Here is a 23,883-nt window from a genome sequence, read left to right as displayed (position 1 = left end):
GTCCTTTTTTTCCCCTCTCCCCTGGGGGAGAGGGTTAGGGTGAGGGGGCACAAACAACCACGGAGCCTCTATGACCCAGCCTCGTCCCTCCTTTTTCGCCAGCGCCCGAGGCCGCCTGCTGTTTTTCAATCTGCTGGTGGTGGCGGTCACGCTGATGGTCTGCGGCGTGGCGGTGCTCGGCTTTAAGCACGCCAGCCGTCTGCAGGAGCAGGTTCAGGGGCAAACGCTGCTCGACATGTCCGGTAGCATGGAGCTGGCGCGCGACACCTCGAACGTGGCGACGGCAGCGGTCAGACTTTCTCAGGTTGTGGGCGCGCTGGAATACCAGAGCGAGGCGGCAAGCCTGAAGCAAACCCAGCTTTCGCTGCAAAACTCGCTTTCTCACCTGGCCAAAGCGCCGCTGGCGAGCCGTGAGCCGCAGCTGGTCAGCCGGATCATCGACCGCAGCAACGAGCTGGAAAGCAGCGTCACCAATATGCTGGTGATGGGGCACCGTCGCCACCTGCAGCGTAACCTGCTGCTGAGCGCCCTGTACCAGAATCAGAGCTACCTTGAACACCTGCAGGAAGTTAACGCCCGCGAAGGGCTTAACGTGCCGGATGCCGGGCTGCTCAAAGAGATGGATCGCCTGATTCTGGTGGCGATTCAGTCCTCCTCTCCGAGGCCGGCGGTGCGCCAGCTTAGCGAAGTGATGCAGTTTCTCCCCGAGCGGGCGCCGTCGCCGTTATCGGACAGCATTTTGCAGCAGTTCAGAAACGGCCTGCGCCAGCTGCCGCCGCTTTCTGCACAGCTTGAGGAAAGCGACCTGGGCATCGCCTGGCACATGTACCACATCAAAGCGCTGGTGGCTTTTCTGAATCAGGACATCAACCTGTACGTGCAAAAAGTCGGGGAAGAATCCCGGCAGCGCAGCCAGCAAAGCCACCGGGATTTGCAGTCCATCATCGCTTTTATCGGCCTGTTTGCCCTGCTGGCGCTGGTGATCACCGGGTTTGCCGGGCTGTATATTTACCGCAACCTGGGCTCAAACTTAACGGCGATTTCCCAGGCGATGACGCGGCTGGCGAAAGGCGAAAAAGAGGTCAGCGTGCCCGCACAGCAGAGGCGTGATGAGCTGGGCGAGCTGGCCAGGGCATTCAACGTCTTTGCCCGTAATACCGCTTCGCTGGAGCATACCTCACGCCTGCTGAAAGAGAAAAGCACCCTGCTGGAAACCACTTTTCACGCCATGCGCGACGGCTTTGCGCTGTTCGACAGCGACGGTTTCCTGGTGGTGTGGAATCAGCAATATCCGCTGCTGCTGGGGCTTGAGCCGCAGCGCCTGCAGCGTGGTCAGCACTATCTCGGGTTGCTCAAGCAGGTTACGCCGCTGCAGGAGCATATGTTGGGTAATCTCTCCAGACCCTTGCCTAAGCCGCAGGAGTTGAGGCTGGCGGACGGCCGTACCATCGAGCTGCGTTTTAGCCCGGTGCCTGGGCGGGGCATGGTGAACGTAGTGCTGGAGCGTAGCGAACGCAAAGCGCTGGAAGAAGCGCTGGTGCACAGCCAAAAAATGAAGGCGGTGGGGCAGCTTACCGGCGGTCTGGCGCACGACTTCAATAACCTGCTGGCGGTGATCATCGGCAGTCTTGAGCTGACCGCGACAGACTCGCCGGACGCCGTGCGCATTCAGCGCGCGCTTAAGGCCGCCGAGCGTGGCGCACAGCTCACTCAGCGGCTGCTCGCGTTTTCCCGCAAGCAATCGTTACACCCGAGGGCGGTGGCGATGAAAAGCCTGCTTGAAAACCTCGACCCGCTGATGCGCCATTCTTTGCCCGCCCATCTCACGCTTGTCGTTGAAGCCCAGCAGCCCGCCTGGCCCGCCTGGATCGACGTCAATCAGTTGGAGAACGCGATCATTAACCTGGTGATGAACGCCCGAGACGCGATGGAAGGGCGCAGCGGTGAAATTAAGATCCGCACCTGGAACCAGCGCGTGGTGCGCGGCGAAGGGCGCAAACAGGATATGGTGGTGGTTGAGGTGGCCGACACCGGGCACGGTATGACGGACGAGGTAAAGGCGCAGGTGTTTGAACCGTTCTTCACCACCAAACAGACCGGCAGCGGCAGCGGGCTTGGGCTGTCGATGGTTTATGGCTTTGTACGCCAGTCGGGCGGGCGGGTGCAGATTGAAAGCGAGCCGGGCACAGGGACTCGGGTCATACTTCAACTGCCTCGGGCGTCTGCGGAGGCGCAGCCGGAGGCCTTGCCGCTGGTCGATGAACAGGCCGATATTTCTGACCAGCTTGTGCTGGTACTCGAAGATGAGCCGGACGTGCGCCAGACGCTCTGCGAACAGCTGCATCAGCTGGGTTACCTGACGCTGGAAGCCAGCGACAGCCAGCAGGCGCTGCTGCTGATGCGCGAGGTGCCGGACATCAGCCTCGTTATCAGCGACCTGATGCTGCCCGGCGAGCTAAGCGGCGCGGACGTGCTCCAGCAGGCCCGCCGCCATCATCCTCAGCTGGATTTGCTGCTGGTAAGCGGGCAGGATTTACGTCGCAGCGAGCAACACCTGCCGGAGGTGGAGCTGCTGCGCAAACCGTTTACCCGAGCGCAGCTTGCTGAGGCGCTACGTAAAGCGCGGGCAGGAAGCAGGCGCGGGCCAGCGTAGCCGCACCTTGTGCGCCGTTAAACGCGGATGAAGACGCGTCGATAAAGCGCACGGCATCGTGAGGAAGCGGGCGGCGAAGATAGCGTTTAGTCTGCGCAATCAGCGCTTCACGCGGAAAATCGACCATGTCCATCACTCCACCGCCGAGGATTACCGCATCCGGGTCAAACAGGTTCACGCTGGTGGCGATGGCGCGCGCCGCGTGGTCGAGCAGGGCAACGACAAACGGCTCCTGCGCGGCAACGCTGAACAGCTCGCCAATTTCATACGCCCGCGGGCTGGCGTCGTACCAGCGTTTCAGGGCAATCCCCGAGCACACCGTTTCCAGGCACCCCGCATTTCCGCAGCCGCAGGTCAGGTGCATATCGCCTTGTGGAATATGGCCCAGTTCACCGGCAACGCCGTGGGCGCCGGTCCAGGGTGCCCCGTTCAGCCAGACGGCAAAACCCATGCCGGTGCCGAGATAAGCCCCCAGCACCTGCTGGGGCTGCAGGCCGTTTTGCGCGACGTCGAACGAGAGCTGCAGATTGACGTCACGTGAAAACTCGACCGGGCAGCCGAGCGCATCCTCCAGCTTGCCCGCCAGTTCGTTAAGCTCTGCGGCGGCAAGCGGCAAATTTGGCGTGGAGATAATCGTGCGCTTGTCTTTGCCGACCAGCGCCGGGAACCCCATCACCATGCCGCGGCAGCGGGCGTTAAAGCGATCCAGCCGATCGTTTAACAGACGGGCGATCCCGCAGACCACGCCCCCGGAGATAATCTCTGCGGTGCGCTGTTTTTCACAGTGCAGCACCGCGCCGGACTCATCCTGCAAACACAGGCGGATATGGGTGGCGCCCATATCCACTCCGGCCACCACGTTAAGCGGTTTTGGCATGGGGGATAACCTCGTTTTTAGCCGTCAGGATCTGTTCGCTCATCACCTGCCAGGCCTCGTCGATATCCCGGGCGTGGTTAAACAGCCCGGAAGTGCCAACGATAAACACATCTGCCCCGGCGGCCATGAGTCGTTCATAGGTTGCCGCGTTGCAGGAGCCGTCAATTTCGATTTCGTAGCTCAGCCCTTCGCGCTCGCGCCAGGCTTTCAGCTCCGCCACTTTTTCCAGCATTTCTGGAATAAACGGCTGGCCGGCAAACCCTGGGTCAACGGTCATCACCGTCACCTTGTCTGCCTTATGAATGTAGTACTTCATCGCCTCAACCGGGGTCTCCGGGTTCAAAATCAGGCCGACTTTCATGCCGTGGCGGCGAATCTCTTCTATGAGGCGGAAGGCCTGGCCGTTAATAGTTTCCGGATGCAGGGTAATGATGTCCGCCCCGGCCTGCGCCAGCGGGACGATGTAATCCTGCGGGCGGGTGACCATCAGGTGGCAGTCCAGCGGCTTGCTGGCAAGCTTCCTGACCTGGCCGACGAAGAACGGGGACAGCGTCAGGTTCGGCACAAAGTGGCCGTCCATAATGTCGATATGGAAGTAGTCGGCGTGCTGGTCGATAAACGCAATCTGTTCCTGGAATTTTGCCAGATCCATGCACATCAAAGAGGGGGAAATTTTCATCATGAGATCCTTATTTGCTAATTAGTCTATCCAGGGCCACCGCGGCGATGATCAGCCCGCCCATCACCACCAGCTGGTAATAGGTTTGTACCTGGAGAATGTTGAGCCCGTTGTTGATGGTGCCGATAATCAGGCCGCCAATCACCACCGAGAAAATTCGGCCTTTGCCGCCGAAGAAGCTGGTGCCGCCGATGATCGCGCTGGCGATGGCGTAGGTTTCAAACCCCATGCCCGCAAGGGGTTCTGCCGCCCCAAGACGCGCGGTAGAGACCACGCCCGCCAGCCCGGCGCAGATGCCGGAGATGATGAACACCACCAGCATGTGGAACTTCACGTCGATGCCGGAGTAGAACGCCGAGTTCTTATTGCCGCCGAGGGCGTAAATGTTGCGGCCCAGGCGCGTGCGGGTGGTCAAGAACCATAGTATCCCGGCGACAATCAGCGAGAAGATCACCGGCACCGGAATGCCTAACGGCGTGGCGGCGAAGAAATTCACGAAGTCGAACGAGAAGCCGTACACCGAGTTGGCGTCGGAAATAACCAGCGTGATGCCCCGGAAGATGGCGTTGGTGCCAAGCGTGATGATGAACGGATGCAGCCCTGTCCAGTTTACCAGGCAGCCGTTAATCGCCCCGAGCAGCCCGCCGACAATCACGCCGCCAATCAGCGCCGCGAGGAACGGATCCACGCCAGCCAGCATCAGTTTGGCGGTCACCATGCCGGAAAGTGCCAGAATCGCCCCAACCGACAGATCGATTCCCGCTACCAGAATGGCGAAGAACTCCCCCATGCCGATAAGCACGGTCACCGAGCTTTGCACGAAGATGGCGCTGATGTTGCTGGCCGTCAGGAAGTACTCGGCGGAGAGCGTGCCGAAGATGGCGACGATAATCGCGAGGATGAAAAAGGTGCCGTATTTGTCCCAGAACTGGGCGAAATTGAACGGCTTTTTCTCACTTTCTTCGCGTTTCATTCTTGTGGTAATGCCCATGCCATAATCTCCTCTTCGCTGATATCGTCGCGATTGGTCAGGATTTGCGTCAGCCGCCCTTCGCAGAACACGGCAATGCGGTCGCAGACGGCGATAATTTCGGGAAGCTCAGACGACACCATCAGAATGACCTTTCCGTCATCCGCCAGCTGCCTCATTACTTTGTAAATTTCGGCCTTAGCGCCGACGTCGATCCCACGCGTAGGCTCATCGAAGATAAGCACTTCCGGGTTGCAGCACAGCCACTTAGAAATCAGTACCTTCTGCTGGTTGCCGCCGGAAAGCTCGGTAATGTTCTGATCGACGCTGTGGCATTTGAGCGCCAGCAGCTGGCGCTGAGCTTCGGCAATTTTTCGTTCTTCGGCTTCGTTAAACAGCCCCATCGCGCCTTTGTAGCCGCCGCGCTTGAGGCTCTGGCTGACGGCCATGTTCTGCGCAATGGAGAAGTTGGCGAAGAAGCCGTTATCCCGGCGGCTTTCGGTGATGTAGCCCATGCCTTTTTTCAGCGCATCCATCGGCGAGCGGGGTGAAATGTTCTTGCCGTTAAGCAGAATTTCCCCTGATGAGCGTTTGTCGACGCCGAACAGGCAGTCCATCAGCTCGGTGCGCCCGGAGCCTACGAGGCCGGAAAAGCCCAGGATCTCGCCACGGTTGACGCTGAACGAAATGCCTTTCACCTTTTTGCGGTCGCGGCTGGTGACATTCTTCACCTCAAACACCACGTCACGCTCCACGTTCCCGGCGCTCTCTTTCATCGCGCTAAAGCGGTTTTGCAGCTCGCGGCCAACCATCAGGCGCACAATGTCGTCGTTGGAGACGTCGCCGACCAGGCCGCTGCAGACGCTGCTGCCGTCCTTCATCACCGTGTAGCGGTCGCAGATACGGCGGATTTCGGCAAGCTTATGGGAGATATACACCATCGCCGTGCCTTCTTTACGCAGCTGGTTCATGATGAGAAAAAGATAATCCACTTCTTTATTGGTTAAAGAAGAGGTGGGTTCATCCATAATAATAACTTTGGCGTCCAGCATTAATGTTTTGGCAATTTCTAGCATTTGCTTGTGACTGATGGATAAATTACCCACCTTTTCATCGAGATCCACTTTTAAACCGACACGTAAAAGCATCATCGCGGCGCGAATACGCATCTCTTTCCAGTCAACAATATTAATCCCGAAGACTTTTTTTGTTGTATGGCGACCAATATAAAGGTTTTCTAAAACGGTTAATTCATCAATGACGCTGAGTTCTTGATAAATAATGCCAATGCCGAGCTGAGCCGCTAATTTATGATCGAGCTTTTCATAATTAACATTATTAATCGTAATGGTGCCTTTGGTCGGTTCATGAATACCCGACAGGACTTTCATCAGGGTTGATTTACCTGCACCATTTTCCCCGAGAAGGGCGTGAATTTCGCCGGGGAATATTGTTAAATCAACCGATTTTAATGCGTGAACCGGACCAAAGGATTTGCCGATCCCCGCCATTGCAATGTATGGCGTGACCATGACGAGCCTCAATCATTTTTAGCGAAGGTTTCCCCTCACCCTAACCCTCTCCCCATAGGGGAGAGGGAATAACTACTGCCACCGCTTTTCTTTTAGTACTCTTTTCCCCTCTCCCTGTGGGAGAGGGCCGGGGTGAGGGCATCAGGCCACTCAGACCAGAAACTATTTCGTCACCAGCACCGAATCCACCAGGCTGAACTGCGGCGCTTTATCCAGCGCAATCACCTTGCCGGTTTTTGCCGCGTCAACCAGTAGCTTCAGGCCGGTCGCACCGATGTCACCCGGATTTTGGGCAACGGTGGCGGTCATCTGCCCTGCATCAACCATTTTGCGTGCTTCCGGAATACCGTCGGTGCCGACGACCAGCACTTTTCCGTTTTTACCGGCGTTGGCTACCGCCTGCGCTACGCCCATTGCCATCGTGTCGTTCGCACAATAGAAGGCTTTCAGGTTTGGGTTACGCTGCAGTACGTTGGTCGCCACGTCGAGCGCCTTGATGCGGTCCCAGTCTGCGGGTTGGCTGGCGACGAGCTTAATCTGGCTGGCTTTTTTAAACGCACCGCTGGCTCCCACGCGGCGGGCTTCGCCGGAGGCATTACCTGCTTTCCCTTCGATAATTGCCACTTCACCGCCCGCGGCACCAAGCTTATCGATGATGAAGCCTGCGCCCTTCGCGCCGACCGCGACGTTATCGGTGGTAACAAAGGCTTCGACGTTACCGCCGGCTTTTTTCAGGTTATCCATATCGATTTTTTCATCGAGGTTGACCAGGTAAATGCCTTTCTTCCAGGCGTTCGCCACGGGCACCACGAGATTTACCGAGGAAAGCGGCGCAAAAGCGATGCCTTTGTATTTTTTATTCGTTAAATCTTCAAAAAGCTGTAATTGCGACTGGAAATCACCCTCCGAAGGTGAAGCAAAAATATCAACGCTAACGCCCAGCGTTTTGGCTTCATCTTCAATACCTTTTTTCATATCCACCCAATAAGGGTTGGATAATGTTTTTAATACCACCGCGTAATCGGCAGCGGCAAAAGCGCTGGTGGATAACATCAGGCCCATAGCAGCGCCGCTGAATATTTTCAGATATTTATTCATAATCATATTCTCAGTGTAGGGTGCAGTCAGATCCCGCTCACACGGGATCTCTTTTTTACTTCAGCGCGCCAGGTGAAAAGAAATCCACAATAGCGCCGGTTTTTTGCATATTTAATGTTGCCTGTTCAATGTTTTGCTGTGCGACTGAAACAAATAAAGCATCGAGTAACGTTAATTGTAATATACGCGCGGAGGCGTTGCGGCCTAATAAAGGCGTCTCTGGGGCTGGCGAACAAATAATAAAATCGGCCAGCCGTGCTATAGGTGAATGATAGCTATGGGTAATGCAAATTATTTTTGCGCCGTTCTTTTTCGCCAGCTCAACCGCCGCTTTTAAATCGCCGGTGCGCCCTGAGTGGGAAACCACCAGCACCACGTCACCTTCTTTAAGCAGCGAGGCCGACATCATCATGATGTGCGCATCCTGATAGGCCTGGCAGCGCACGCCGATGCGCAGGAACTTGTGCTGGATGTCGTTACATATGGAGTTCGAGCCGCCAACGCCGTACAAATCACGCTGTTTTGCCTGCGCGAAATAGCGTGCCGCGCGATGAATCTCGTCGACGTTAACGATCGACTGACCTTCCATAATGGTGCGTAAGGTAATGTTAAACACCTTATTGACCACGTCCTGCGGCGCTTCGTCGAACGCCAGCTCGGTCGGCAGCACCTGCTCTGACTCGGAAAAGTAGGCGACCAGCGCGCTGCGCAGGTTACGAAAACCGCTGAAACCCAGCAGTTTCGACACCTTCACAATCATCGCTTCCGACACCGCAAGGGCTTCGGCAACGTCTTTAATCGCCGGGGCATCGCTCAGATTACCGGGCTTTAACAACCAGTCGACGATACGGCTTTCGTTGTCCGTCATCCCCTCCTGCTTCATGCGCAGCCAGGGGGCAAGGCCGATGCCGAACGGCTGTTGTGAATCAATATCTGACTGACTCATCCTGTTCTCTCGTGTCCGTAGAGTGAAGACGCCACTATAACATCACAGCGTGAGCAGAAAATATGCTGACAACTTCACAAAAATAATTAATTCATAAAGTTTTATTTTTTGTGAAGTTTTGTTTTTGGCCTTAATGAGTTATCCATTTGAAAAGCAATAGGTTTATTGCTTGCCTTTCGTTGTGTGATGCTGGCTACTGTTAGGTAATTAGCCGTAATCGACATTGTGTTGTGAAGCTGAACGGTGTAGAAATAGCCACGAACCCGGCGATTTTGCCGATTAATTGGGCAGTGAACCGGTCTTAAATCACAAAAGTCGCCGGGTTCGTAAAGTGACGGTTACGGTGAGGATAAAATGAAAAAAATTGCATTTGGCTGCGATCACGTCGGCTTCCTGCTGAAGGCAGAAATTGTGGCGCATCTTGAGGAAAAAGGGATTGAGGTGCTGGACAAAGGGACCTGGTCCGGGGAGCGTACAGATTACCCGCTTTACGCCAGCGCCGTAGCGCAGGCCGTGGTAAACGGCGAAGCCGAGGGCGGCATTTTGATTTGCGGCACCGGCGTGGGCATATCTATCACCGCCAACAAGTTTCCCGGCATCCGGGCGGTGGTGTGCAGCGAGCCTTATTCTGCGTTGCTTTCCCGCCAGCACAATAACACCAACGTGCTGGCCTTCGGCTCACGAGTCGTCGGGCTGGATTTGGCCAAAATGATCGTCGACGCGTGGTTAAGCGGGCAGTTTGAAGGCGGACGACATCAGGCGAGGGTCGAGGCTATAAGCGCGCTGGAATCGCCGGGAATTTGAGATTCCTCCGCTACTGCGCGTGAGGCCGGCTGACTACGCTGAGGCCAGTCCATTCCGGAGACTGACCGATGAAACCTTATGCCGCCGCGCTGCTGCTCGGCACGCTGTACCTGGCCTCGCAGTTCGCGCAGGCCGACGTGATTGATGACGCCATTGGCAATATCCAGCAGGCGTTTAGCGATGCTTATAAACCCGGCGACGACCGCGTTTATCATGACGATAGCGATGACGAAGCGGCTCAGCGCAGGCTCAGCCGCCAGGATGAAGCGCGCTACCGCCAGCTGGAAGACAGGCGTCGCAGCCTTGATGACCGCCAGAACCAGCTTGACCGTGAACGCCAGCAGTTGGATGACGATGAGCGGCGCCTGCAGGACGACGACGACCGTTAATCCAGCACGATTTCCATGCCGTCAAAACCAGCTTCAAAGCCAGCGGGAAGCGAGTTGTGCATCAGCCATTCATCAAACTGGTGGCTGATGTGCGTCAGCACGACTCGGGGGCTACCAATCTGTTCGTTCAGCGCGATGACGGTCGTTAAGTCACAGTGATTTTTTGGCGTTTCTGGCCAGGGTTCGCGGCTGCAATCTATCACCACCACTTCCGGGCGGTTGGCGGCCAGAAACTTCAGGGTTTTGTCCGGCAGCCCCGCCGTATCGCTCAGCCACGCCAGCCTGCTGTAGGCCGTTTCAAACAGATAACCAAACGTCAGCTTTGAGTGCAGCAGCGGCAGCGGCGTGACGCGCAGCGCCTGAAGGGTAAAGGCAACAAACGGCTCCACGGTATGGCTAAAATCCAGCAGGCCAGGATGTTTAAACAGATCGTCGCAGCCCTGTTCATCCGGCGGGCCGTAAACCGGGATTTTCTCGCCCACGCCCCAGCGCAGCGGGAACAACCCCTGGACGTGATCCATATGGTAGTGGGTGAGCAAAAACTGCTGAAAATCACCGGGCTGCCAGCTCTCCATCAGATCGGGTAGCCCCGCATCCACCAGCGTAACCGCGTCGTTATACCTGATTACCGCGCTGCACGGACGGCGGCGATGAGCGGGGTTGCTGCACGCCCGTGCACAGGCCGCGCAGCCGCAGCCCCAGGCGGGAACAAGCTGCGCCCCGCCGGTGCCGCTAAGCGTTAGCGTGAGCGTCATCAGGTGTCTCCACCGGTTTGGTAAAGCGGATATGGGTGGCGCGGTAGCCTTCACGCTCGTAGAAGCGGTGAGCGTCTTTGCGCCCGGTGCTGGTCGACAGCTCCGTCAGCTCGGCATCGGCTTTACGTGCCTGCTCTTCGGCCCAGGCAAGCAGCTGTTTGCCGACGCCGTGGCCGCGGGCTTCTTCCAGCACTACCAGCTCCTGGATCTCGCCAATGCGGCGGCCGTGGTGTAGATGGTATTGCAGGTGCAGGCTAATCATCCCTACGGCTTTATTCCCCAGCCATGCCAGCTGATAAAAGATATTCGGGTCGCGCAGGTTCTCGGTAAAACAGGCGTTAAAGCCTGGGCGGTCGGCCTGAGCCTGCTTTAGCTCGCAAATCATGCGGTAAACGGTATCGCTGTCTTCGATAGCGGCGGCTTTTAACTTAACAACATCAGACATGGCGGGGCTCCTTGCGGTGAAGAGGGATAACGTTCGAGCGGTGCTGGGCTAACAGCCGCATAAATAATTCGGCTGACTGTAGCAGACTCCCGTCGTTGTTGAGTACCAGACAATCTCCGCCCTCTGGCGCATAGAGCGCCGCGCGCTGCAGCCGCTGCTCGATCTGTTCCGCATTTTCCCTGCCGCGCTGCTCCAGCCGTTGGCGCAGCACACTGGCAGAAACCTGCAGGCAGATGGGCACCAGCCCATCGCCATAGCGTTCCCGCGCCTGCTTCAGGTGCTGGCGCGAGCCGTTAACCACCACGTCAAATCCGGTCTCGAGCCATATATCCATTTCCACGCCGACGCCGTAGGACTGCTCGTGCGCCTGCCAGCTCAGGGCGAACAGCCCCAGTTGCTGACGCTGTTCAAACTCTTTTGCGCTCAGCGCAATGTGGTTCTCGCAGCCTGCGTCGGCGGCGCGGGTTATATAGCGGTGCGCCACCAGCAGTCTGGCATGCTCCTGCTGGCGCAGGGCGCTCAGCAGGCTGTCTTTACCGGAGCCGGATGGGCCCATCAGCCAGATTAATTTACTCATCAGAACACCCGCGTTCCCTGGCGCCAGACGTGATCGACGTGGATATGGTCGCCGTGCATATGTGCCAGCACCAGATCCGCTCGTTTACCTTCCGCCAGCGTCCCACGGTCGGCCAGGTTCAGCGCCCTTGCAGGGTTGCGCGTCACAAGGTTTACCGCCTGAGCCAGCGTGAAGCTGTTGCTGTCGTCGTGCGCCACGCGGAAGGCCGCATCCAGCAGGCTCGCCGGATAGTAATCCGAGGAGAGAATATCCAGCAGCCCGGCCTGGGCCAGATGGCTGGCCGCCACGTTGCCGGAGTGAGAGCCGCCGCGCACGATGTTCGGTGCGCCCATCAGCACGCTCATGCCGTGGCGACGAGAAGCTTCCGCGGCTTCCAGCGTGGTCGGGAACTCGGCGATCACGCTGCCGATTTCGTGGGATTCTACAACGTGGGCGGAGGTGGCATCGTCATGGCTGGCGAGGGCAATATTGCGGTCGCGACAGCGGGCGGCAATGGCCTGGCGGTTTGGCTGTGACCAGCGCGCCGCCAGCGTCAGCTGCTCTTCCTCAAACCGATCCATCTGCTCGTTGGTGAGATGGTATTTGCCCTGATAATAGTCGCGGTATTTCGAGAGTTCCGCGTACTGGCGCTGGCCCGGCGAGTGGTCCATCAGCGAAACGAGGGACACCAGTTCGCGGTCTACCAGCTTGTCGAACAGCGGCAGCGTGGTGTGGTGCGGCAGCTCGCAGCGCAGGTGCAGGCGGTGTTCGGCGCGGTTGAGGCCGCGTTTTTGCGTATCCTCCACGGCGTTGATCATTTTTTCGAGGTTTTCCAGGCGGTCGCCGCCGTCGCGCACGTCGCCGATGGCAACGGCGTCCAGCACGGTGGTGATGCCGCTCGCTACCATCAGCGCGTCGTGGCTGCTCATGGCGGAGTGCGCCGGCCAGTCAACCTTTGGCCGTGGGGTGAAGAATTTATCCAGGTTATCCGTGTGCAGCTCAATCAGCCCCGGCAGCAGCCAGCCGCCGCCGCCGTCGTGTGCGCCCGGCAGCTGGCTTTGGGTCTCGGCAAAGTTGCGAATCAAACCGTCGGCCACTTCCAGCGAGCCACTGACTACTTCTTCTTCCAGTACGAGGCGAACGTTATTGATTATCATGTTGGGGCTCCATCGCGGACATCGTATGCAGGCGGTCGGCCACCTGTTCACGTACTGCTTCATCGTGGAAGATGCCGACGATGGCCGCTCCACGTGCTTTTGCTTCCTGAATCAAAGCCACCACGGCGGCGCTGTTCCTGGCGTCCAGCGAGGCGGTTGGCTCGTCCAGCAGTAAAATCGGGTAGTCGACAATAAAGCCGCGAGCGATGTTCACGCGCTGCTGTTCGCCGCCGGAAAAGGTCGACGGCGCCAGGTGCCACAGGCGTTCAGGCACGTTGAGGCGGGTCAGCAGGCTGGCGGCTTTTTTCTCGCACTCTTCACGCGGCACGCCCAAATCAAGCAGCGGCTGCATGACGACTTCGAGCGCGGAAATTCGCGGAATAACGCGCAGGAACTGGCTTACCCAGCCGATGGTCTGGCGACGCACCGCCAGCACTTCACGCGCCGGAGCCTGCACGATGTCGAGCCATTCGTCGTTGTGCTTAACCCAGATGTGTCCTTCATCCGGCAGGTAGTTGGCGTACAGCGAGCGCAGCAGGGTGGATTTCCCGCTGCCGGAGTGGCCGTGCAGCACCACGCATTCTCCGCCTTTAACTTCCAGCGAAGCGTCCGCCAGCACCGGCAGGCGAATACCGTGCTGGTGGTGCAGGACAAAGGTTTTGCTCAGGTTTTCAACCCGTATTCTGGTCATAGCGAGTACCTAATTCTGAAGGACGGAGGACACCAAAAGCTGGGTATACGGGTGATGCGGGTCGTCCAGTACGCGGTCGGTCAGCCCACTTTCCACCACTTTGCCCTGTTTCATCACCAGCAGGCGGTCGGCCAGCAGGCGAGCCACGCCCAGATCGTGGGTGACAATCACCACGGCCAGGTTCAGCTCCACTACCAGGCCGCGCAGCAGGTCGAGCAGGCGCGCCTGCACTGAAACATCCAGCCCGCCGGTGGGCTCATCCATAAATACCAGCTTCGGATGGGTCACCAGGTTGCGGGCGATCTGCAGGCGCTGCTGCATCCCGCCGGAAAACGTGGTCGGCAGGTCGTCGATGCGTGATGCAGGGATTTCGACTTCTTCCAGCCAGCGCTGGGCGGTGGCGCGAATGTCGCCGTAGTGGCGCGCCCCGGTTGCCATCAGGCGCTCGCCGATGTTACCGCCGGCAGAAACGTGGCGGCGCAGGCCGTCCATCGGATGCTGGTGTACCACACCCCATTCGGTGCGCAGCAGGCGGCGGCGTTCGCCTTCCGACATCCCGTACAGCGAGCTGTCGAGGTAAATCACTTCCCCTTCCTGCGGCGCAAGGCGGGCGGAAATCGCCTTCAGCAGCGTCGTTTTACCGGAGCCGGACTCGCCCACGATGCCCAGCACTTCACCGGGCCAGAGGTCGAACGACACGTCCATAAAGCCTTTACCGGGCGCATAGAGGTGGGTGAGGTTATTCACCGAAAGTAGCGGACTGGTCATGACTGAGAGGCCTCACTGTTCTGGCGGCAGTAGTCGGTATCGGAGCAGACGAACATGCGGTTGCCCGCGTCGTCGAGCACCACTTCATCAAGGTAGCTGTGGCGTGACCCGCAGATTGCGCACGGCTCTTCCCATTCCTGGACCTGGAAAGGATGGTCGTCGAAGTCGAGGCTCTCTACGCGGGTAAACGGCGGCACGGCGTAAATACGTTTTTCGCGCCCGGCGCCAAACAGCTGCAGCGCAGGGGACATGTGCATTTTCGGGTTATCAAATTTCGGGATTGGCGACGGGTCCATCACGTAGCGATCGTTCACCTTCACCGGGTACGCGTAGGTAGTGGATATGTGGCCGAAGCGGGCGATATCTTCGTACAGCTTCACCTGCATCACGCCGTACTCTTCCAGCGCGTGCATGGTGCGGGTTTCCGTTTCGCGTGGCTCGATAAAGCGCAGCGGTTCAGGGATCGGCACCTGATATATCAGGATCTGGTCTTCAACCAGCGGCGTTTCCGGGATGCGGTGGCGGGTCTGCACCAGCGTTGCGTCTTCGGTGCGCTCGGTGGTGTTCACGCCGGTCACGCGCTTGAAGAAGTTACGAATCGAGACGGCGTTAGTGGTGTCGTCCGCGCCCTGGTCAATCACCTTCAGCACGTCAGACTCGCCAATCAGGCTGGCGGTGAGCTGAATGCCGCCGGTGCCCCAGCCGTAAGGCATCGGCATTTCGCGGCCGCCAAACGGCACCTGGTAACCTGGGATCGCCACGGCTTTCAGCATCGCGCGGCGGATCATGCGTTTGGTTTGCTCGTCCAGATAGGCAAAGTTATAGCCGCTCAGGTTAGCCATTTGCTCGCTCCTTTATCAGGCGGTTAAGCAGCTCCAGTTCGGCCTGGAAATCTACGTAATGCGGCAGCTTGAGGTGGGACACAAAGCCGGCCGCTTCCACGTTATCCGCGTGGGATAACACAAATTCTTCGTCCTGCGCCGGGCCTGCGACGGTTTCGTCGTAGTCGGGAGCCTGGAGCGCGCGGTCAACCAGCGCCATCGCCATGGTTTTGCGCTCGCTCATGCCGAATGCCAGACCGTAGCCGCGCGTGAAGTGCGGGGCTTCATCTTCGGGAGCGACAAAGCCGTTCACCATTTCGCATTCTGTCATCAGCAGTTCGCCGATGTTCACCGCAAAACCCAGCTCTTCCGGCACAATTTCGATATCCACGTAGCCGCTGCGGATCTCGGCAGCAAACGGGTGGTTACGCCCGTAGCCACGCTGGGTGGAGTAAGCCAGCGCCAGCAGGTAGCCTTCGTCGCCGCGCACCAGCTGCTGCAGGCGCGAAGAGCGCGAGCACGGGTAAACCGGCGGGTTGCGGGTGATGTCGTCCGGCTGCGCGCCGTCGTCTTCTTCGACTTTCGCCAGGCCCTGCTTTGCCAGCATGCTGAACACGTGCGGAGAAGGGGCGCTTTGCTCGTCGGCAGGTTCTGCATCAGGCACTTCGCCATTGGCCAGCAGCGTGAAGTCCAGCAGGCGGTGCGTGTAGTCATAGGTTGGGCCCAGCAGCTGGCCGCCAGGGACGTCTTTATAAACGGCGGAGATACGGCGCTCGAGGCGCATCTCAGCGGTGTTCAGCGGCTCGCTAACGGCCAGGCGCGGCAGGGTTGTGCGGTAGGCGCGCAGCAGGAAAATGGCTTCAATCATGTCGCCGCTGGCCTGCTTGATAGCCAGCGCGGCGAGTTCCCGGTCGGCGATGCCGCCTTCCGTCATCACGCGGTCAACCGCCAGGCCAAGCTGCTGTTCTATTTGCGCGACGCTCAGCTCCTTCAGCGTTTCATCGCCGCGTCGGTTGCGCTCCTGCAGGGCGTGGGCGGCGGAGATTGCCTTCTCGCCCCCTTTGACGGCAACGTACATCAGCACACCTCCACGTGGGTGGTCCGTGGGATAGCCAGCAGGCGATCGCCACAGGTCAAAATCAGGTCAATGCCCAGCGGGAACGGATGCGGGCGTTCGGTCAGTTCGTGCAGCACGCATTCCGGCAGCTGTGGGGCAATCATGCGTTCTTCGTTGATCCCGGCGCCGGTCAGGCGAAGCATGCGCCCGCCGCTCAGGCTGGAAACCTGCAGGATCAGCGTCGCGCTGGTATCAGGGGCAATGTCGCAGCCCTGGGCCAGCAGGTTCAGCTGTTCAGAAGAAATAGCATCGCTGGCGACGGCAAACTGCGCGTGTTCAGGCTGCTCGCACAGCGGCGCATTGGTGTGAAAACGAATATTCTGTGCGGCAATATCGTTGCCCAACGTGCCGTCTACCCACACCGGCGTGTCGTTATCGGCCAGCGTCAGCAGTACGCTGGTGGTGGCGACGTTCAGCGGCAGCCAGCCCTGTTGTAGCGAGGTCAGCGCGACAATCACGCCCGGCTCGCTCATGGCTTTAAGCAGGCGACGGAAACTCTGCTGGGCGTCCTGCACCGGAAGGGTAAAAGCGGTCATTAGTGTCATGCGTTGTCTCCGCGTACCAGCGTGAAGAAGTCCACGCGGCTGCTGTTAACTTCCGCACGGCGAGCGGCAAGGCGTTGTTCACGGTTGGCCGCCAGCGGTGCAATTAAGGTTTCTTGTAGCGTTTGAAAATGCGCGGTTTCCTGCATCAGGGCGTCGATCACCGCGCAGCATTCGGCGTGCTGCTTATCCCGGCCAAGCAGGTAGCTGTAGCCGTAGGTTCCGCTCGCCAGTTTGACCACCGAGCGGGTCAGCGTGGCGTCACCGGTAAAGAAGCGCTGGCCGGTGCCGCCCATGCGGGCTTGCACCTGAACCAGGCCGATTTCTGGCGCGCGAATCAGCGTGTAATCCGCGCTAATGTTCAGGCTGTTCCAGCGCTCGAGAAGCTCCTGCGGTTGGCTGTGTGACAGCACCGCCATCCACTCGCGGCGCTGTTCGGTGTTGAAATGGCTGGTGTCCATTTAGTGCTCCATGGTGAATTCAATCATGTCGGCACGGGTCAGGCTGACGGAGTATTCCGTCGCTCTGGCCTCGCCTTCACGGTGATTAAGGGTGCGTACACAGAGCAGCGGTGCCATGTTGGGAATTTCCAGCAGGCGGCTCTCTTTGGCCTGAGAACGGCGGGCGCTGATACGGGTTTGGGCGCGGGTCAGGGCAATGCCTAATTCCGCCTGAAGAAAATCGTGCAGCGATCCGTTGCCGAAAGTTTGCAGCGTCGGCCACCAGCTCTGTTCGGAAAAATAGTGGTCGATGATGCACACCGCGATGCCGTTGACCCGGCGCAGGGTGCGCAGGTGAATAACGTTATCTCCCTCGGCCAGCCCCAGCGCATCTGCGACATCCTGCGAGGCCGGGCGGATCACCGCCAGCAGGCGTTCGCTGGTCGGGTGGCTGCCCTGATCGAGAAGGTTTTGGCTAAAGCGAGCCTGCGCGTTAAGCGGGTAGTCAAACGGGCGCATCAGCACCAGCACGCCAACGCCCTGGCGGCGCTGCACCCAGCCTTTGTTGACCAGCTCGTCAATGGCGCGGCGGAGCGTGTGGCGATTAACCTCATAGTAGGCGGCAAGCTGGGTTTCAGCGGGCAGGTAGTCGCCGCAGCGGTAGTTGTTCCGCAGCTCCTGTTCGAGCCGGGCGGCTATCTCCTGATAGCGGGTTGGATAGCTGGTCGGATGTCTGGACAAGTGCATAACAGTCAAAGCCTCTCGAATCAGATAAAGCAAATACGCAGCGGCAGGGCTGTGCAGGGGGTTTGCTTGATGAGGTGAAGAGTCGTTTGCATCACGGGCCTCCTTCAAAAGTTGCCTCATGGTGCCGGGGAAAAGTGACGGTTTTGTTAATGATTGGTTTCTGTACGATGAAGAGTTGAAGTCTGAGGCCGGGGAAGTGGCGGGTTTATCGTGGAATCAGACAGTTGGCTCGTTTTACCGAAAAAACTGACAGAGAGAGGGATAAAGGCATATTGATAATGTGGGTATGTGGCGAGGGAAAAATGCTGTGCGCAAGCATTAAATATATTCTATATCCTAATCACGTTTTGCCTTTTTATTATTGTCTTATCGCTGAAATAATGAATGCCGTGCCGTGGTTTTAATTTATCTCCTCTTTGATCATTACCCTCGCAGGTTTATTCATTTTTGTCTGGAATAAATTTTGTAAAAAGGAATAATTAAATAACATCAAAAAAATGAATATACCCGTCGCTTTGATTTCCTTAGTTTTTTAATCACCAGGAAAAATAAAGGGCCCGGCAGAATGGGCCCTGAATGAATAATAGAACACAGGCTTTATCTTTCGACGTTGACCATCCACGGAATGCCGAACTTATCCGTCAGCGAGCCATACCCTTTTGCCCAAAAGGTTTCGCTCCACGGCATGGTGACGGTGCCGCCTGCCGAAAGCCCTTCAAACCAGCGTTTACCCTCTGCCGTATCGTGGCTTGCCAGGCAGAGTGAAAAGCCGCTGTGCTGCGGTTTGTCTCCGCTCATGCTGGCGTCGGTCATCATCAAATCGTTGCCGGCCACCCGCAGGCTGGCGTGCATAATGCTGTCGTCTGCGTAGGCAACGGCGCCGCTGCAGCCTTCGGTATTCGTCGCTTCTTTGGGCATTTCACCGAAGGTGATTTTGAACGTCAGTTCGGCGCCCAACGCCTGCTGGTAAAAGGCAATAGCCTCGGCGCAGCGGCCGTTTAATGAAATGTAGGGTCCTAAAGGCATAACCGAATCCTCTGTAAGGAGAGTGCAGAGGAAGTGTAGATTGTGCGGGAAAGGTAAGCCAGGCGGGGCAGGCGGCCAGGCCACCTGCCGGGGGAGTCATCAGTTCTTTTTCACAAACTCAGATTTCAGCTTCATTGGGCCAAAACCGTCGATTTTACAATCAATGTTGTGATCGCCTTCAACCAGGCGGATATTCTTCACTTTTGTGCCGATCTTCAGCATTGAAGAGCTGCCTTTGACCTTCAAATCTTTCACCACGGTGACGCTGTCGCCGTCGACCAGCAGGTTACCGTTGGCGTCTTTTACCACTAATTGAGCGTCTTCTTCGCTCGCGGCGGCCGGGTTCCATTCATGAGCGCACTCCGGGCAAATCAGCATGCCGTTGTCTTCATAGGTGTATTCGGAATTGCACTGCGGGCAATGAGGGAGTTGCATTATCTGATCCTCAAGGTGAGATAAAGTAATGAAAAATAGCGACTTGGCAGCAAAAGCATGCTGAGTCGCGAAAAAGTGCTGAGATTATACATCAAATCCCTACATTTGCAGGGATTATTGCCGCAAGCCAGTGCCCGGCGGCCTCCCCGCCAGCCTTAAATCGCAAAAATTCTTTCATTCAGAGAAATAAGCCTCAAATTTAACTTAAAGTTCAGGCTTTAATTGCCGTTAAATAAGGCTAATTTAACTTAGTTTCACTTCGCTTCAAGCAAGTCTGCCAGCATGGGCCACTGCGCTATACCTGTTTGAAAAAATAAAAAAAAGCGTATTGCGCTGACACCTCCTGTCACTTGACAGGGGTATGGTTGGGCCTATGGATGTACCGATACAGAGGCAGGAACCGATGAGAATGAAAGGCGCAAAAGTAAAAGTTGCAGATCGACTGGCCGAAATCGTCTTAAGTCTTTATCAGGGGGAAACCCTTTCCGCTGATATTATCCGCCAGCGTTTTGATGTAGATATGCGAACTGCGTATCGTGATTTGAACCGGCTTGGTGCTATTCTGGAGGATGTCGGCGAGGGGAAAAAGCGTCTCTCTTCGCATTTAAAAGGACAGTTTAACGTAAACGACCTGTTACGCATTACCAAACGCGTAGGGCTTGCTGCGTTTTATCCGTGGTACGACATAAAGAGCCATAATCAATATATTACCTTACGGGCTATTCCAGATTTATTGGTTGTAGGGTATGAATATGAAAATAGTCCGCAGCGTAAAGCTATTTTTTATCCATTATTTGACGATCGGGATGATCCTGGCGGGGAAAGGGTGAAAACGGAGGTGCTGTTACAAGTTTCGGCGCAGGCAGCCGAACATTTTAAACAGCGCAAACTATTACCTTTTCAAAAAACCATCAGAGAGCTTGATAACGGAGAGTTGCTTCTGGCAAGCCATATTGCTTCGCCTGAGCAATTGTTTCCGCTGGTGCAGTATTGGATACCGCATCTCACCATTATTTCCCCGCAGGTCTGGCAGAGTGACTTAAAAGCCAGGATCGCGGCATGGTGTAATGTTAATTAATAAATTATTTTCCTCACGTAATTATAAAAACCGGTATTGCCATGATTACAACTAAACGATGGCGGAGATAAAACCGGATAATTTGAGTTAAGGAAAGATTTTTTATGCACACACAAACCATTTTTGAACTGAGTCAGGAAGCCGAGCGGCTATTGCAATTAGCGTTGCAAAATCTTAACGCTTTAAAAGTCGCTCCGCTGGCTTTACAGCATGAACAAAATAGCGCTTTGGCGAACCCCGTGGCCTCGGTACATCCATTAAAATTTAGCCCACGCGGGATCGAATTGCAGAAAGACATGCTGCAAAACGAAAGGCGTAAAATAACCCAACATGAAATGGTGCTGGCGATTGTCGGCACCATGAAGGCAGGGAAATCGACCACCATCAATGCCATCGTGGGCACTGAGGTATTGCCTAACCGCAACCGGCCGATGACGGCGCTGCCGACGCTGATTCGCCACACGCCCGGCCAGCGCGAGCCGGTGCTGCATTTCCCGTATGTGCAGCCGATAGAAAGCCTGATGGGGACGCTGCAGGAAAAGCTGCTGACCACCCAGCGGGAAACGCTGACCAGCAGGCTGGAAATGGACCGGGATATGGAGGCGCTGATTGCCCGTATCGCCAACGGCACCGGCTTTGAACGTCACTATCTGGGCGCGCAGCCTATTTTTCACTGCCTGAAGAGCCTGAACGATCTGGTGCGCTTATGCCGCGTGCTGGACGTTGCCTTCCCCTTCAAGGCCTACGCTGCGATTGAACACGTGCCGGTCATTGAGGTGGAGTTTGTGCATCTTGCGGGCCTCAAAAATGGCCACGGGCAGCTGACGTTGCTGGACACGCCGGGGCCAAACGAAGCGGGGCAGCCGCACCTGCAAAAGATGCTGAAAGAGCAGCTGGCCCAGGCCTCCGCCGTGCTGGCCGTGATGGACTATACGCAGCTCAAATCTATTTCTGACGAAGAGGTGCGCGAGGCGGTGCTTGGCGTCAGCAAATCCGTGCCGCTTTATGCGCTGGTGAATAAGTTCGACCAGAAGGACCGCAATGGCGACGATGAAACCCAGGTGAAAGCGATGATTGCCGGCACGCTGATGAAAGGCAGCATTGAGCCGGACCACGTTTTCCCGGTGTCGAGCATGTGGGGTTATCTTGCTAACCGCGCCCGCTATGAGCTGGCAACGCATGGCCGCCTGCCCGATCCCGAACAGCAGCGGTGGGTGCAGGATTTTGCCGAAGCGGCATTGGGCAGGCGCTGGCGCAGTGCGGATTTAGCCGATATTGAACACCTGCGGCACGCGGCGGATCTGCTGTGGGAAGACTCCATGTTTGAGTCGCCGATTGAGGCTATCCTGCATGCCGCTCACGCCAATGCTTCGTTGTATACCCTACGTGCGGCGTGCCATAAGCTGCTGGACTATGCCGAGGGCGCCGAGCGCTACCTGAGCTTCCGTTGCCAGGGGCTGCAGGTGACCAACGACAGCCTGCAGGAGAATATCCAGCAGTTGGAACAGGATATTCAGCTGCTACAAACTTCGCAGCAGCTGGTCAGTACGATGATTCAGCGGCAGGTTAGCGAGGCGCTGGAAGGTATTGGCTCCTTTGTGCGGCGCTTTGAAGCTCAGATTCATAACGACCTGAGCGCCTATTTCCGTGAAGGAAGGTTAGGCGAAGAGAAGCTGCATCCGCTTTACCCTCATGCGTTAACGCGCAGCGTAGATTTTGCCCCGGGAAGCGACAAGCTGCTGGGGGAGGATGAGGCGACGGCCCGCACGCTGCTGCACAAGGTCCGCGCTTCCAGCGAAGGCATTTTATTTTCCGCCCAGGAGACGCTGACCGGAGAACTTGGTTCGCTACTCAGCAACCTTGAGGCGAGCCTGGGCTATACGCTGCAGTCCGCGTTAAAACCCATCGAGCAGCGGGTGAGTGATGGCCTGAAGGTGGCAGGGTTCCGCGCCCAGATAAGCCTGCCTGCATTCCAGGCCAGCCAGCTTAACTTTAATATCCGGCAGGCGTTCACCAACGTTATCGAAAGCCAGGAGGTGCCGATGTCGCAAATGCAGCCGCAAAACGGCATGCGTGGCGTGCTGGCGCGTTGGCTTAATAGCGTGGACTGGGGCTGGGAAGACTATGCGGCCACGCACAGCCGCTACGTTATCGACCTGGAGAAGCTTCAGCAGAAGCTGCACGACCACGTGGCAACTTTCCTGGCCCAGATAAACCAGGCTATTACCGCGCAGGTTGATGTTTCGGTCACGGCCGGTATGGCGACCTTTTTCGCCGATTACTCTCGGGCCCTGGACGCTATTCGCAGCAATCTGCAGCAAAGTCTTGCCGCTAAACAGCAGAATGACACCGTGCTGTTTTCCCTCCAGAGCCAGCTGGAACAAAGTGTCAGAACGGCACGTTACATTCACGAGGATACCCGCCTGTTGCGCGACGATATCCAGACGCTTTTCTCAGCGGAGCAACAATGAGCGGTGTATTAATGGAAGGGCCGGTTAGAACCCTCAGCAGTCTTAGCGAAAAATTTGTCGTCGATTTTGCGATGGGCATTGATGTTGCCCGCCAGCCGTGGAGCAGCCAGCAAAGCAAAGAGTTTTACGAGCAGCTTGTGGAAGTGTTTGTCGTGGGCGCCAGGCGGAATTCAGTACTGGCCGCTATGGCACCGCAGGACGACCTGGAGGCGTCGCTGGTGAGGCTCGGCCTGCTGTCGGCTGACCTGGCGAAAAGCTACCTCGCCAACAGCCAGATAAGCGAGAGAATTGCCCAGCTCGAGCCGGTTTCCGCGCGAACGGCGCATCACTCCGATGCGGCTCGTGGGCGGCTGCTGGCCCTGCGCCAGCAAATATCTCAGCGACTGTCGCGGATAGAAGCGGACCTGGAGCATAGCGATCTTCTCAGGCAGGGGATGGTGCACAGCGAACAGATTTTCTCCCGCTGGCGCAGCGGGCACTATTTTTCCTTCTCTCCTGCTGCACGTTGCTATGTCGCGCTCGAAGAGCTGCGCTGGGGCACCTTCGGCGATGCCGTACGCTTAGGCAGTCCGCAGCAGGCAGAGCAGCTGATTGAGCATGTGCGCGCTCTGGCCATCAGCCGCCTGGCGGAGGAGGTTGATGCTTCCCCGCGCACCCGTCACTATTTCCATGAGTGGCTGGCCACGCCGACTTCACCGGGCCTGCTGGAGCACAAAGACGCGCTGACCTGGCTCGGCGATGGCTGCAATATCGAGCGTCAGCCGGTCAGCTACTCGGTCACGCAAAGCTGGCAGGGCGTGGCGTTGGGTATGCCGCGAATCTGCTCGGCCATGCGCCTTGGTAGCGCGCTGGTCGACGAAGTTTTTGGTTAGGTGATTGAACGTTC

The 23,883-nt window shown here is 57.4% G+C and carries 25 protein-coding genes; 6 read left to right on the top strand and 19 right to left on the bottom strand.

Features of this window, described 5'->3' with window-relative positions:
• Nucleotides 1–70: 70 nt before the first annotated feature.
• Nucleotides 71–2,653, top strand: a complete 2,583-nt coding sequence (locus JT31_RS10545; RefSeq protein ID WP_038476568.1) for an ATP-binding protein — start codon at nt 71–73, stop codon at nt 2,651–2,653.
• On the opposite strand, the gene alsK is transcribed toward JT31_RS10545, so the two are convergent.
• From alsK to JT31_RS10515, 6 genes are all read right to left on the bottom strand, one after another.
• Nucleotides 2,586–3,530 (bottom strand): allose kinase, encoded by a 945-nt coding sequence (gene alsK / locus JT31_RS10540; protein ID WP_038476565.1) that lies wholly within the window; start codon nt 3,528–3,530, stop codon nt 2,586–2,588. The genes JT31_RS10545 and alsK overlap by 68 nt on opposite strands.
• Entirely contained in the window at nt 3,514–4,209 is a 696-nt protein-coding gene (gene alsE, locus JT31_RS10535) for a D-allulose 6-phosphate 3-epimerase (RefSeq protein ID WP_038476562.1), read from the bottom strand. The genes alsK and alsE overlap by 17 nt, the downstream gene beginning before the upstream one ends.
• Nucleotides 4,210–4,219: 10 nt before the next feature.
• Nucleotides 4,220–5,200 (bottom strand): D-allose ABC transporter permease, encoded by a 981-nt coding sequence (gene alsC, locus JT31_RS10530; protein ID WP_038476559.1) that lies wholly within the window; start codon nt 5,198–5,200, stop codon nt 4,220–4,222.
• Nucleotides 5,179–6,711: a D-allose ABC transporter ATP-binding protein AlsA gene (gene alsA, locus JT31_RS10525; RefSeq protein ID WP_038476554.1), complete on the bottom strand. Its 1,533-nt coding sequence runs from the start codon at nt 6,709–6,711 to the stop codon at nt 5,179–5,181. The genes alsC and alsA overlap by 22 nt, the downstream gene beginning before the upstream one ends.
• Nucleotides 6,712–6,873: 162 nt before the next feature.
• The gene (alsB, locus tag JT31_RS10520; protein WP_038483011.1) at nt 6,874–7,809 is read right to left on the bottom strand and encodes a D-allose transporter substrate-binding protein; all 936 of its coding nucleotides are present in this window, start codon (nt 7,807–7,809) and stop codon (nt 6,874–6,876) included.
• A gap of 55 nt (nt 7,810–7,864) precedes the next feature.
• Complete coding sequence (locus tag JT31_RS10515) at nt 7,865–8,755, bottom strand: MurR/RpiR family transcriptional regulator (protein WP_038476551.1); 891 nt, start codon at nt 8,753–8,755, stop codon at nt 7,865–7,867.
• Between the two features lie 354 nt (nt 8,756–9,109).
• Between JT31_RS10515 and rpiB the strand changes: the two genes are divergently transcribed.
• Both rpiB and yjdP read left to right on the top strand, forming a co-directional pair.
• Nucleotides 9,110–9,559, top strand: coding sequence for a bifunctional allose-6-phosphate isomerase/ribose-5-phosphate isomerase RpiB (gene rpiB, locus JT31_RS10510; RefSeq protein ID WP_038476549.1), 450 nt, complete (start codon nt 9,110–9,112; stop codon nt 9,557–9,559).
• 68 nt (nt 9,560–9,627) lie between these two features.
• On the top strand, nt 9,628–9,948 hold the full coding sequence (gene yjdP, locus JT31_RS10505) for a DDRRRQL repeat protein YjdP (RefSeq protein ID WP_038476546.1): 321 nt from the start codon (nt 9,628–9,630) through the stop codon (nt 9,946–9,948).
• Here the strand turns inward: yjdP and phnP are convergent.
• The 13 genes from phnP to JT31_RS10440 all read right to left on the bottom strand — a co-directional run bounded on the left by phnP (nt 9,945) and on the right by JT31_RS10440 (nt 19,448).
• Entirely contained in the window at nt 9,945–10,703 is a 759-nt protein-coding gene (gene phnP / locus JT31_RS10500; protein ID WP_038476543.1) for a phosphonate metabolism protein PhnP, read from the bottom strand. The two genes, yjdP and phnP, sit on opposite strands and share 4 nt — an antisense overlap.
• On the bottom strand, nt 10,681–11,148 hold the full coding sequence (gene phnO / locus JT31_RS10495; protein WP_038476540.1) for an aminoalkylphosphonate N-acetyltransferase: 468 nt from the start codon (nt 11,146–11,148) through the stop codon (nt 10,681–10,683). The genes phnP and phnO overlap by 23 nt, the downstream gene beginning before the upstream one ends.
• On the bottom strand, nt 11,141–11,728 hold the full coding sequence (phnN, locus tag JT31_RS10490; RefSeq protein ID WP_235212933.1) for a ribose 1,5-bisphosphokinase: 588 nt from the start codon (nt 11,726–11,728) through the stop codon (nt 11,141–11,143). Before phnN ends, phnO begins: the two co-directional genes overlap by 8 nt.
• A complete protein-coding gene (gene phnM, locus JT31_RS10485; RefSeq protein WP_038476534.1) occupies nt 11,725–12,861 on the bottom strand; it encodes an alpha-D-ribose 1-methylphosphonate 5-triphosphate diphosphatase in 1,137 nt (378 codons plus the stop codon). The genes phnN and phnM overlap by 4 nt, the downstream gene beginning before the upstream one ends.
• A complete protein-coding gene (gene phnL, locus JT31_RS10480) occupies nt 12,848–13,552 on the bottom strand; it encodes a phosphonate C-P lyase system protein PhnL (protein WP_038476531.1) in 705 nt (234 codons plus the stop codon). The genes phnM and phnL overlap by 14 nt, the downstream gene beginning before the upstream one ends.
• A gap of 9 nt (nt 13,553–13,561) precedes the next feature.
• Complete coding sequence (gene phnK, locus JT31_RS10475) at nt 13,562–14,320, bottom strand: phosphonate C-P lyase system protein PhnK (protein ID WP_038476528.1); 759 nt, start codon at nt 14,318–14,320, stop codon at nt 13,562–13,564.
• Nucleotides 14,317–15,162, bottom strand: a complete 846-nt coding sequence (locus JT31_RS10470) for an alpha-D-ribose 1-methylphosphonate 5-phosphate C-P-lyase PhnJ (RefSeq protein ID WP_008455722.1) — start codon at nt 15,160–15,162, stop codon at nt 14,317–14,319. Before JT31_RS10470 ends, phnK begins: the two co-directional genes overlap by 4 nt.
• Complete coding sequence (locus tag JT31_RS10465; RefSeq protein ID WP_038476525.1) at nt 15,155–16,219, bottom strand: carbon-phosphorus lyase complex subunit PhnI; 1,065 nt, start codon at nt 16,217–16,219, stop codon at nt 15,155–15,157. The genes JT31_RS10470 and JT31_RS10465 overlap by 8 nt, the downstream gene beginning before the upstream one ends.
• Nucleotides 16,219–16,803, bottom strand: coding sequence for a phosphonate C-P lyase system protein PhnH (gene phnH / locus JT31_RS10460; RefSeq protein ID WP_038476522.1), 585 nt, complete (start codon nt 16,801–16,803; stop codon nt 16,219–16,221). Before phnH ends, JT31_RS10465 begins: the two co-directional genes overlap by 1 nt.
• Nucleotides 16,800–17,261, bottom strand: a complete 462-nt coding sequence (gene phnG / locus JT31_RS10455) for a phosphonate C-P lyase system protein PhnG (RefSeq protein WP_038476519.1) — start codon at nt 17,259–17,261, stop codon at nt 16,800–16,802. The genes phnH and phnG overlap by 4 nt, the downstream gene beginning before the upstream one ends.
• Entirely contained in the window at nt 17,262–17,987 is a 726-nt protein-coding gene (gene phnF, locus JT31_RS10450; protein WP_038476516.1) for a phosphonate metabolism transcriptional regulator PhnF, read from the bottom strand.
• Nucleotides 17,988–18,584: 597 nt separating this feature from the next.
• Entirely contained in the window at nt 18,585–19,013 is a 429-nt protein-coding gene (gene yjdN, locus JT31_RS10445) for a VOC family metalloprotein YjdN (protein ID WP_038476513.1), read from the bottom strand.
• 99 nt (nt 19,014–19,112) lie between these two features.
• On the bottom strand, nt 19,113–19,448 hold the full coding sequence (locus tag JT31_RS10440) for a zinc ribbon domain-containing protein YjdM (RefSeq protein WP_038476510.1): 336 nt from the start codon (nt 19,446–19,448) through the stop codon (nt 19,113–19,115).
• A gap of 409 nt (nt 19,449–19,857) precedes the next feature.
• Between JT31_RS10440 and JT31_RS10435 the strand changes: the two genes are divergently transcribed.
• The 3 genes from JT31_RS10435 (at nt 19,858) to JT31_RS10425 (ending at nt 23,869) form a co-directional block, all read left to right on the top strand.
• On the top strand, nt 19,858–20,526 hold the full coding sequence (locus JT31_RS10435; protein ID WP_038476507.1) for a WYL domain-containing protein: 669 nt from the start codon (nt 19,858–19,860) through the stop codon (nt 20,524–20,526).
• Nucleotides 20,527–20,630: 104 nt separating this feature from the next.
• Nucleotides 20,631–22,997 carry a clamp-binding protein CrfC gene (gene crfC, locus JT31_RS10430; RefSeq protein ID WP_038476504.1) on the top strand — a complete coding sequence of 789 codons (2,367 nt, stop codon included), beginning with the start codon at nt 20,631–20,633 and terminating at the stop codon, nt 22,995–22,997.
• Nucleotides 22,994–23,869: a diguanylate cyclase regulator RdcB family protein gene (locus JT31_RS10425; RefSeq protein WP_038476501.1), complete on the top strand. Its 876-nt coding sequence runs from the start codon at nt 22,994–22,996 to the stop codon at nt 23,867–23,869. The genes crfC and JT31_RS10425 overlap by 4 nt, the downstream gene beginning before the upstream one ends.
• Nucleotides 23,870–23,883: the final 14 nt, after the last annotated feature.

Source organism: Cedecea neteri (assembly GCF_000757825.1).
In the GTDB taxonomy this organism is placed as follows: Bacteria; Pseudomonadota; Gammaproteobacteria; order Enterobacterales; family Enterobacteriaceae; genus Cedecea; species Cedecea selenatireducens.
Note: the sequence above shows the minus strand (reverse complement) of the source record. Positions and strands in the feature narration are given on the sequence as shown.